Source organism: Protofrankia symbiont of Coriaria myrtifolia (assembly GCF_900634755.1).
Taxonomy (GTDB): Bacteria; Actinomycetota; Actinomycetes; order Frankiales; family Frankiaceae; genus Protofrankia; species Protofrankia coriariae.
Genome location: NZ_CAAAFS010000197.1, coordinates 1 through 9,826, shown reverse-complemented (window position 1 = coordinate 9,826; position 9,826 = coordinate 1). Strand labels below are relative to the sequence as shown.

The 9,826-nt window shown below is 71.7% G+C and carries 7 protein-coding genes and 2 pseudogenes; 8 read left to right on the top strand and 1 reads right to left on the bottom strand.

Translation table 11 applies throughout. From position 1 onward, the window contains the following. Positions 1-371 precede the first annotated feature (371 nt). From CM1CMNOD_RS11160 to CM1CMNOD_RS11145, 4 genes and pseudogenes are all read left to right on the top strand, one after another. Positions 372-1,555, top strand: a pseudogene (locus tag CM1CMNOD_RS11160) (LLM class flavin-dependent oxidoreductase). Positions 1,556-1,598: 43 nt separating this feature from the next. Then, positions 1,599-3,005 (top strand): NtaA/DmoA family FMN-dependent monooxygenase, encoded by a 1,407-nt coding sequence (locus CM1CMNOD_RS11155; RefSeq protein ID WP_013873754.1) that lies wholly within the window; start codon positions 1,599-1,601, stop codon positions 3,003-3,005. Beyond that, positions 2,986-3,765: pseudogene (locus CM1CMNOD_RS23995) on the top strand (ATP-binding cassette domain-containing protein); the annotation flags it as partial. The gene CM1CMNOD_RS11155 and the pseudogene CM1CMNOD_RS23995, both read left to right, overlap by 20 nt. Positions 3,766-3,842: 77 nt before the next feature. Further along, a complete protein-coding gene (locus CM1CMNOD_RS11145; RefSeq protein ID WP_237703134.1) occupies positions 3,843-3,998 on the top strand; it encodes an oligopeptide/dipeptide ABC transporter ATP-binding protein in 156 nt (51 codons plus the stop codon). On the opposite strand, the gene CM1CMNOD_RS11140 is transcribed toward CM1CMNOD_RS11145, so the two are convergent. Then, complete coding sequence (locus tag CM1CMNOD_RS11140) at positions 3,949-4,560, bottom strand: TetR/AcrR family transcriptional regulator (RefSeq protein WP_013873753.1); 612 nt, start codon at positions 4,558-4,560, stop codon at positions 3,949-3,951. The genes CM1CMNOD_RS11145 and CM1CMNOD_RS11140 overlap by 50 nt on opposite strands. Positions 4,561-4,748: 188 nt before the next feature. Between CM1CMNOD_RS11140 and CM1CMNOD_RS11135 the strand changes: the two genes are divergently transcribed. From CM1CMNOD_RS11135 to CM1CMNOD_RS11120, 4 genes are all read left to right on the top strand, one after another. Continuing rightward, complete coding sequence (locus CM1CMNOD_RS11135; RefSeq protein WP_013873752.1) at positions 4,749-6,203, top strand: MFS transporter; 1,455 nt, start codon at positions 4,749-4,751, stop codon at positions 6,201-6,203. A gap of 141 nt (positions 6,204-6,344) precedes the next feature. After that, entirely contained in the window at positions 6,345-7,124 is a 780-nt protein-coding gene (locus CM1CMNOD_RS11130; protein ID WP_013873751.1) for an AfsR/SARP family transcriptional regulator, read from the top strand. 196 nt (positions 7,125-7,320) lie between these two features. Then, positions 7,321-7,914, top strand: a complete 594-nt coding sequence (locus tag CM1CMNOD_RS11125; RefSeq protein ID WP_013873750.1) for a TetR/AcrR family transcriptional regulator — start codon at positions 7,321-7,323, stop codon at positions 7,912-7,914. A gap of 164 nt (positions 7,915-8,078) precedes the next feature. Beyond that, positions 8,079-9,704 (top strand): WD40 repeat domain-containing protein, encoded by a 1,626-nt coding sequence (locus CM1CMNOD_RS11120; RefSeq protein ID WP_013873749.1) that lies wholly within the window; start codon positions 8,079-8,081, stop codon positions 9,702-9,704. Positions 9,705-9,826: the final 122 nt, after the last annotated feature.

Genomic DNA, 9,826 nt, shown 5'->3' with positions numbered 1-9,826 from the left:
TTACGACCCGTCCAGCACCGTACCGCTGTTCCGTTGTCTTTTGTATTACGTGTTCCGGAACAGTTCTAAAGCCGTACCAAAATGATGGCCACGTCGCCTGTCAGGTCTCTTGTCCGGCTCTTCGGCCGGCTGTAAGATCCGCCCAGTCGCAGGCCGCGCAAAAGACCGGTTCCGGTGTCGGCCGCGTTATTCGTGTCAGCTTTCGTGGAGGCTGTGTTGTCTGGTGGGAGCACTGCCGTGCCGGCTTTTCCCGAGTGCCGCGCACGTCTTTACCGGCCGCCATGAAAATATCGACGTGCCGGTATCAGGCGATCTTTTTCTGGTGGCCGCACCGGCGGTTGCGCCAGGACGTCCGGAAAGTGTGGTGAGCCGTGGCAGGTCACGCTCCGCTTCATCTCGCCGTCGCGCTGGAGGGCGCCGGCTGGCACCCGGCCGCGTGGCGTTTCGCGCCGGTGCCCGCGCGCGAGTTCTACCGGCTGCGCTACTGGGCCGGCCAGGCCGCCGAGGCCGAGCGCGGCCAGGTCGCTTCGTCACCTTCGAGGACGAGCTCACCGGGCCGGTGGACGACCGGACCGACCGCTTCGCCGGGCGGTTCGACGCCGTCCAGCTCGCCGCCGGGATCGCCCCGCTGACCAGCTCGATCGGCCTGCTGCCCACCGCGACCGTGACCCACACCGAGCCGTTCCACGTCTCCACCGCGATCGCCACGCTCGACTACGTCAGCGAGGGCCGGGCCGGCTGGCAGGTGAAGGTGTCCGACACCGCCGCTCAGGCGGGCAACTTTGGCCGGCGGCCGGCCGCCGAGTTCACGCCGGGGGACCCCCAGCGGCAGGCCGCGCTGGCCTCGGACCTGCTCGCGGAGGCGTCCGACGCGGTGGAGGTGGTGCGCGCGCTGTGGGACAGCTGGGAGGACGGCGCGGTCATCCGGGACGTGGACACCGGCCGTTACCTCGACCGCTCCCGCCTGCACCACATCAACTTCCACGGCTCCAGGTTCGCGGTGCGCGGGCCGTCGATCATCCCGCGCCCGCCGCAGGGGCAGCCGGTCGTGGCCGTGCTGGCGCACGGCGTGGCGGACTACCGGTTCGCCGCCCAGGCGGCGGACATCGTGTACGTCACCCCACAGGACACCAATGACGCGCGGGCGGTCGTGACGCGGGTGCGGGCCGCGCAGGAGCAGGTCGGACGGCCCGGCCCGCCCCTGAAGATCTTCGCGGACCTGCTGGTCCTCCTCGGTGAGAGCTGGCCGGCGGCGGCCGACCGCAGGGCTCGCTGGGACGAGCTGGCCGGCGAGCCGCTGACCAGCGACGCCGAGATCTTCGTCGGCTCCCCGGCCGTCCTCGCCGAGCGGCTGGCGCGCTGGCGGGCCGTCGGTCTGGACGGCTTCCGCCTGCGCCCCGGGTCGGCGGCCGACGACCCGGTGGCCGTCACCCGCGGGCTGGTGCCGGAGCTGCGGAACCGGGGCCTGCTGCCCCGCGTCCACGAGGGCGCCACCCGCGCGACGCTCCGTGAGCGGCTGGGCCTCGGCCGGCCGGCGAACCGTTACGCCGCCTGACGCCCCGTCCCCGCCGATCCACGCGTGCCCTGGGAGTACATCGATGACCTCGTCGCAGCCCAAGCCCCGCAAGAAGCAGGTGATCCTCGCCGCCGGCTTCCCGCACGGCAGCCCCTGGATAGCCTGGAGCGACCCGGAGTCGCGCAGCCAGATCGACTTCTCCTCGATCAGCTACGCGGCGCAGGCCGCCGAGGCCGGCAAGTTCGACTTCTTCATGCTGGCCGAGGCGCTGCGCCAGCGTGAGCACAAGGGGGAGTTCTACGACCTGGAGATCAGCGGGCGTCACCACGGCCTGACCGTGCTGACCGCGCTGGCCGCCATGACCGACCACATCGGGCTGGTCACCACGTCCAGCTCCACCTACAACGAGCCGTACGAGCTGGCCAGGCAGCTGTCCACGCTGGACCACCTCTCCGGCGGCCGGGCCGGCTGGAACATCGTCACCACCTCGGACCCGCAGTCCGGGGTGAACTTCCGGCGCGGCGGGTACCTGCCGCACGAGCAGCGGTACGAGCGGGCCAGGGAATTCGTCGCGGCCGCCCGCACGCTGTGGGACAGCTGGCCGGTCGAGGCCATCGTCGGCGACCAGGAGAGCGGGCGTTTCCGCGGCGATCCGGCGGCTGGCAGCTACCGTCACCGCGGCGGCCAGTTCGACATCTCCGGACGGTTCAGCCTGCCCACCAGCCCGCAGCGGTACCCGTTGCTGATACAGGCCGGGGATTCCGCGGACGGCAGGCAGTTCGCGATCGACACGGTCGACGTCGTCTTCAGCATGTACGCCGACCCGCAGGCCGGACGCGCCTTCCACGCCGACATCCGGGCCAGAGCGATCGCCGCCGGCCGTGACCCTCGGTCCATCAGGATCCTGCCGGGCAGCCAGTGCATTCTCGGTGACTCCGTCGCCGACGCGCGGGAGCGCTCCCGGGTGATCGCCCGCCAGCAGATCACGCCGCAGAACGCGATCGCCCGACTGGAACAGGTCTGGGGGCGGGACCTGTCCGGCTACGACCCGGACGGCCCGGTGCCGCCGGTGCTCGCCTCCGACGAGCCCGGCGCCCCCAGGTACGCCGGGTACACCGCGGGCGGGAGGCGGCCGCCCGCCATCGCCCGGGAATGGTACGAACGGGCTCAGCGCAAGGGGCTGACCATCCGCGAACTGATCATCGATGTGACCCTGCGGCACACCTTCCTCGGCACGCCGAGCCAGGTGGCCGAACAGATCGACGAGGCGGTGCAGAGCGATGCCGCGGACGGGTACGTGCTCACCGGCCACACCACGTCCGTCGGTCTCGACGAGTTCGTGAAGACCGTCGTGCCCGAACTGCAGGAGCGCGGCGTGTTCCGCACCGAGTACACCGGCACGACCCTGCGGGAGAACCTCGGCCTGCCGGCTCCTGCCGGCCCGGCCCCCGCCGGCTGGGAGGAGCCCGGTGAGCCTGATCGAGGTTGACGGGCTCACCGTCGGTTTCGGCAGGCAGGCCGAGCCGGTCGTGCGCGGCGTGTCGTTCCATGTCGAGCCGGGGGAGTGCCTCGCCGTGGTCGGCGAGTCCGGATCCGGGAAGAGCGTCACCGCGCGTGCGCTGCTCGGGCTCGCCGGGCCCCGCGCGGTCGTGTCCGCGAAGCGCCTGCGGCTGGACGGCCAGGACGCCACGGCCTTCTCCCGGCGGCAGTGGCAGGCGGTACGCGGCCGGGTCGTCGGGATGGTGCTCTAGGACGCCATGGTGTCCCTGGACCCGATGCGCCGGGTGGGCTCCGAGATCGGCGAGCCGCTGAAGCTGCACACCGGCCACAGTCGCCAGGCCCGGGCCGAGCGGGTCGCCGAGCTGCTGCGCGAGGTCGGCGTCCCCGACCCGCGGGCCCGCCGCGGCCAGTATCCCCACCAGCTCTCCGGCGGGCTGCGCCAGCGCGCCCTGATCGCCTCCGCGCTGGCCGCTGGCCCGAAGGCGCTCATCGCGGACGAGCCCACCACCGCGCTGGACGTCATCGTCCAGGAACAGATCCTGCGGCTGCTCGGCCGGATCAGGGACAGCGGTGTCGGCCTGCTGATGATCAGCCACGACCTCGCCGTGGTGGCCAGGCTCGCCGACCGGGTCGCGGTGATGCACGACGGTGCGATCGTCGAGACCGGCGCGACCGCCCGGGTGCTGAACAGCCCGGCCCACCCGTACACCCGGCTGCTGATCGACGCCGTGCCCGACAGGCGCACCCGCCGGCGGCCGGGGTGGCGTTGCTGCTCATCACGCACGATCTCGGTGTGGTCGAGCGGACGAGCGACCGGTTGGCGGTCATGAAGGACGGCCGGGTGGTCGAGGAAGGCGCCGCCGAGGCCGTGTTCGACCGCCCCGAGCATCCCTACACCCGCGCGCTGCTCGCGGCCGTGCCCAGCCTGGACGTCAGCGCGCGGTCAGCAGCGGGAGAAGAATCTCGTCCACTATCGCGGTGACCGTCGCCGGGTCCGGCACCGGGCCGTCGATGGCCTGGCTGCGCAGCAGGGCCGGACCGATGCCCGCGATCAGGTCGGTGACCAGCTCGGCCCTGATCTCGCCCCAGCCGGCCGCGCGGCCCAGGACGTCGAGTATCACCCGGTGGGCGGGCACGAACACGCGTTCGTCGGCCAGCGCCCGGCAGTCCCCACCGGCCTCGGCGGCGACCAGGTGGAACGTGGTCCCCTTGGTGACCGTGAAGGCCGAGCGCACCGTCTCGAGCACGTGGAGCAGGTCCGCCCGCAGGCTCTGACCCGCGGGCGGCTCCGGCACGGTGGGCAGGCTCTCCCGCAGGGCGTCGAGCACGAGGCTTTCCCTGCTCTCCCAGCGGCGGTAGAGCACCGCCTTGCTGGTGCCCGCGGCGGCCGCGATCCTGTCCATGGTCAGCCGTGCGTAGCCGATCTCGTTGATCTGGTCGAAGACCGCACTGAAGATTGCTTCTTGTAGGGCGGGCCCCCTGCGGCGTCTGGAAGGGTGTGAGGCCCGGTCCGCCCCCTGGACGGCGGGAGCGGTGGTCGACACGCTCCGCACCTCCTTGAGCACGCCAGAAGAAGAAACGCTCCAGTTTCTTGACGTATGCTACCGCTTCAATAGGGTACGGATTAGTTTCTTATCGACGAGCAATCACGTCGACGATACCGCCCGATCCATCCCGATCTTTCCCACCGCGTCTCTTCCACTGCCGACGTCTCACTGTCAACGGAGGGCTGATGGCTGCCTCGCCCAGCGGCGCGCCCACCACTGCCGGGGCCGCCGGTCCGGCACCCCGTGGCCGGCCGGCGCTGGTCCTCACCGCGATCGCGGTGAGCCAGCTGATGGTCGTGCTCGACTCCAGCGTGGTCAACATCGCGCTGCCCGACATTCGCTTCGACCTCGGGTTCTCGCCGACCGGGCTGTCCTGGGTGCTCAACGCCTACACGCTGACCTTCGGCGGGCTGCTCCTGCTCGGCGGGCGGGCCGGGGACATCCTCGGGCGCAGACGTGTCTTCCTCGCCGGGGTCTGGCTGTTCACCCTGGCCTCGCTGCTGGCCGGGCTCGCGCCGAACGCGGGAGTACTGGTGGCCGCGCGGGCCCTGCAGGGCGTCGGCGCCGCGGTCGCGTCACCGACCGCGCTCGCTCTGATCACCACCAACTTCGCCGGGCCGGCCCGGGCCAGGGCCATCGGCGTCTACGGCGCGGTGTCCGGGGCCGGCGGCGTGGTCGGGATGATCATCGGTGGGGTGCTCACCGAATGGGCCTCCTGGCGCTGGACCATGTTCGTCAACGTGCCGATCGGGGTGTTCGTCGCGGCGCTCGCGGCCGTCCACATCCGTGAGTCGGACAGGGCCAGCGGGCGCTTCGACATCACCGGGGCGATGCTGTCCACCCTCGGGGTCACCGCGCTGACCTACGCCCTGATCCGCAGCTCGTCCGACGCCTGGCCCGAGCCGCTGACGCTGGCCGCGGTGGGTGTGCTGTTGTTGGCCGCCTTCGTGGCGGTCGAGCGGCGGATCGAGGCGCCGCTGACCCCGCTCGCGCTGTTCCGCAACCGCAACCGGGTCAGCGCGAACCTGCTGCTGCTGCTTCTCGGTGGGTCGATCTTCGCCATCTTCTTCTTCGTCACCCAGTTCCTGCAGAACATCCTGCGGCTGACCCCGTTCCAGGCCGGGCTGGCGTTCGTGCCGTGGGGCGTCGGGATCTTCGCGTTCTCCCAGCTGGTGTCCGGGCTGTCCACGCGGTTCGGCGCCAAACCCGTCCTGGTCACCGGTGCGGCCGCCACCCTGACAGCAACCGTCTGGCTCACCCGGATCACCGAGCACAGCTCCTACCTCGCGGCCGTGTTCGGGCCGATGACGCTCTTCGGCGCCGGCATCGGGCTGCAGTTCGCCCTGGTCACCCGGATCGCGCTGGCCGACGTGGAACCCGGCATCGCCGGCGCCGCAGCCGGGGTGCTCAACGTCTCGCAGCGGCTGGGCGGCTCGATCGGGCTGGCCATCCTGGTGGCGGTGTTCGGCGCCGTCACCTCCGGCACGGCCGGCACCGCCACCGACGTCGTCCACGGCTACCGGATCGCGTTCTACGTCGGGGTCGGCTACACCGCGACGGCGCTCGCGCTGGCCGTGTTCGGGCTGACCGGTGCCAGGAAGCCGGCCGCGCGGCCCGAACTCGCCACCGAGACCGCCTGACGCGGCGCCGGCCAGATGTATCCCGATCACGCTGGTGGGGGCCATGTCACGCGAAGCGGGTTTCAGCCCATCGCCCCGTCAGCCACATCCGTCGTCTCGGCAGCCACGAAGGACAGGGCGGTATCCGCGAAGGACAGGGCTGTGGAAACCGTGAGATTCGAGTTGCTTGGCTCTCTCCAACTGGTGAGCGACCGGGACGGCCCGAGGACGATCAGCGCGGCCAAAATCGAGACCCTGCTCGCCGTGCTTCTCATCCGCGCGAACCGCCCGGTCTTCTCCGAGGAGCTGATCAGCGAGATCTGGGGTGAGGAACGGCCCCGCCGGGCGCGCGCCGGACTGCACGTCTACGTTTCTCATCTACGTAAGATGTTCGCCCATTTCGGGGTGCGCAACGCGGTGATCGTAACGCACCCGCAGGGCTATCTGCTCGCGGTCGACGAGGCTTTGCTGGACATCTGTGAACTGCGGGTGTCGCATGCCCGCGGGCGGGAGAACCGCATGCCTGATCCGGAGCGGGCGCTCGTCAGCTTCACCGCGGCGTCGCGGCTTTTCCGCGGGCCCGTGCTGGCCGGGATCGGCAAAGGCACGATCACAACCACCTTTGTGCGGTGGGCGGAGGAGATGTGGCTGGAATGCCTGGAGTCGATCGCGTACTGCCTGCTGCGGACGGGACGCCACCGTGAGCTGGTGGGCGACCTGACGAACTGGGTCGAGGAGCACCCGCTGCACGAGGCCTTTCGGGAACAGCTGATGCTCGCGCTGCACCGGTCGGGCCGGCGCGCCGAAGCGCTCAGGGTTTTCCAGCACACCCGGCGGGTGCTACGGGACGAGCTCGGGCTCGAGCCCGGTGAGACGATGCGCCGACTCCAGAACGCCATCCTGAACGACAGTCTCGACTGTGCCGTGACGGGACAGGCCTGACTTCTTTCCCGCCCGGCTGCCCGGCTGCGTGGCCGCCCGGCTGCGTGGACCGGTGGCCTGATGGACCGGTGGCCCTGCCATCCTGACGTCGTGGATCGCCCTGTTTGTCCTGACCGGTGATCGGATCCCTGTTGCCGGGCGCTCCCAACATGAGAAATGCTCAGGCTGCCAGCGGGGAGACGCGAGAGGAGGGCCGATGGGAGGCGCCGTACCGTACATCGCCCACCGTCCCAAGCGGGCTGACGGAAGACGCAACTACGACGCGATCCTCAGCGCCGCGCGCAAGGCGTTCGACGCCGCCGGTTCCGACGCGTCACTGGAGGAGATCGCCAGCCAGGCGGGGGTCGCCATCGGCACCCTCTACCGGCACTTCCCGACCCGGGCCTGCCTGGTCGAGGCCACGACCAGGGACGGTCTGCAGGCACTTGTCGCGCGCGCCGAGGGCATGCGGGCCGACGGCGTCGACCCGCTCGACGCGCTGACGGACTGGATGGCCAACGCCATCGAGCACTTCAGCACCTTCCGGGGGCTGGTCGAGATCCTGACGCAGAGCATGTACGACGAGGGCACACCGTCACATGCCGTGTGCATGGCTATGCACCGCTGCGGGGCGGAGCTGCTGCGGGCGGCTCAGGACGCCGGCCGGGTCCGCGCGGACCTCACCCCCGAGGAACTGTTCGACCTGCTCGGCGGCGCGGCATGGGTACGGGAGAACGCGCTGCCCGACGGGGACGGCAGCACCCGCTTCCTCCACCTGATCCTGGCAGGCATCACCGTCCGGGACCGCTGACAGCGCACCATCACTGGGCTGTCACGGAGCGTTGGCCGATCGCGGGCGGCCGCCGGCGGCCAGCTGACCGAACTGATCCGCATGCGCCGGGGTTACGCTGATCGCCGCGGGGTGACGTCGGCAGGTGTCGACGGGAGACAGCACTGGCGGGGCGGCGAGGCGGCGTGGACGAGCAGCGGGAGAACGGTCCGACGGGTCAGGCGAGCACCACCCCGCCCGTGGACGCCGCCCTACACGCCTGGGCGGTCACACATGCCCGCACCACGGGCCGCACGGGTGATCCCGCGAGGGTCCCACCCCTGTCCGACGACGCGCGGCTGACCGAACCAGCTCCCCGGCGGGACGAGCCGTGGGCGCCGGGTGATGTCGCTGTCGCCGAATCGTCGACCACCCTGACCGGTGGCCATACCGGCCCGGTCATGTCGGTGGCGTGGGCGGCCGAGCGGGACGGGCGGCTGCTGCTTGCCACCGGTGGTGAGGATGCCACGGCGCGGGTGTGGGATCCGTTCACCGGCACCTGCCTGCACACCCTCACCGGCCATGCCAACGGGGTCTGGTCGGTAGCGTGGGTGACCGACAGCGACGGGCGGCTGCTGCTTGCTACCGGCAGCGAGGATACGACGGTGCGGGTGTGGGATCCGTTCACCGGCGCCTGCCTGCATACCATGACCCGCCGCCCCACCCGCAGCGTCATGTCGGTGGTGTGGGCGACCGGCGGTGACGGCCGGCCGTTGCTCGCCGCGGGCAGCCGCGACGCCACGGTGCAGGTGTGGGACACCCTCGCCGGCAGCTGCCTGCGCAACCTCACCGGCCACGCCGACGGGGTCAACTCGGTGGCGTGGGCGACCGGCCGGGACGGCCAGCACCTGCTCGCCAGCGGCGGCGGCTACGACCGCACGGTACGGATATGGGACCCCCTGACCGGCACCTGCCTGCACACTCTCACCGGCCACACCGGCGGGGTCGACGCGGTGGCGTGGGCGACCGGCCGGGACGGCCGGCTCCTGCTCGCCAGCGGCGGCGGCGACGGCACGGTGCGGGTGTGGGATCCGACCAGCGGCGTCTGCCTGCACGCCCTCACCGGCCATACCGACGGAGTCGGTGCGGTGGCGTGGGCCGCCGGTGGTGCCGGCCGAGCTCCGCTACTCGCCTCCGGCAGCTTCGACGGCACGGTGCGGGTGTGGGATCCGGTCAGCGGCGTCTGCCTGCGCACCCTCACCGGCTACGCCGGCCCGGTCTGGTCGGTGGCGTGGGCAGTCGGCGGAGAGGGCCGGCTCCTGCTCGCCACCGGCGGCGGCGATGCCATGGTGCGGGTGGTGGAGGTGCCGCGCCTGTCGGTGTCCACCACGGCCACATCGTCCAGGATCACATCACCCACCGTGATCGTATCTTCGGCACCCGTGGCGGTGGGTCCGGTCGGACCGTCGCTGCGGACCGCCGTGGCCGGGCTGGTCCTGCTCGGCGCCGGTGGGCTGTGGTCCCCGCTGTCCCTGCTCGCGGACCTGGTCGTCCTCACCGGTGGCAGCATCCCTGAACCTGCTGTCGGCAACGGCGCTCCCACGGCCACCCGGCCGGCACCTCCGACAGACAGGGACAGCGCGGGGCGTTCGTCGGACGCAGACAGTTCGGGGCGCCCACCCGACGGGGACAGCCCGGGGTTGTATGACCCGCGGTTGCGCGCCCTGGCCGCCCACCCCGGGATCGGCCGGCTGCGCGCGCTGGGCTGGCCGCCGACTCCCGCGTCATCCCCCCGGCCGGCAGCACCCCGACCAGCCAGCATCACGCCCTGACCACCGCCCTGCACAGCCCGCCCGGCTCCCCAGCCGCGCCACTCACGCCCCGTCAGCTCGACCAGCTCGCCGCCGCTGCCGTCCGCATCACTCCCCAGCTCGTCGCCCTGCTCGAGCTCATC

Bases quoted from the DNA above. Each gene is read 5' to 3' on its own strand.
- CM1CMNOD_RS11155 (WP_013873754.1), top strand. From the start codon at position 1,599: ATGACCTCGTCGCAGCCCAAGCCCCGCAAGAAGCAGGTGATCCTCGCC.
- CM1CMNOD_RS11145 (WP_237703134.1), top strand. From the start codon at position 3,843: ATGAAGGACGGCCGGGTGGTCGAGGAAGGCGCCGCCGAGGCCGTGTTC.
- CM1CMNOD_RS11135 (WP_013873752.1), top strand. From the start codon at position 4,749: ATGGCTGCCTCGCCCAGCGGCGCGCCCACCACTGCCGGGGCCGCCGGT.
- CM1CMNOD_RS11125 (WP_013873750.1), top strand. From the start codon at position 7,321: ATGGGAGGCGCCGTACCGTACATCGCCCACCGTCCCAAGCGGGCTGAC.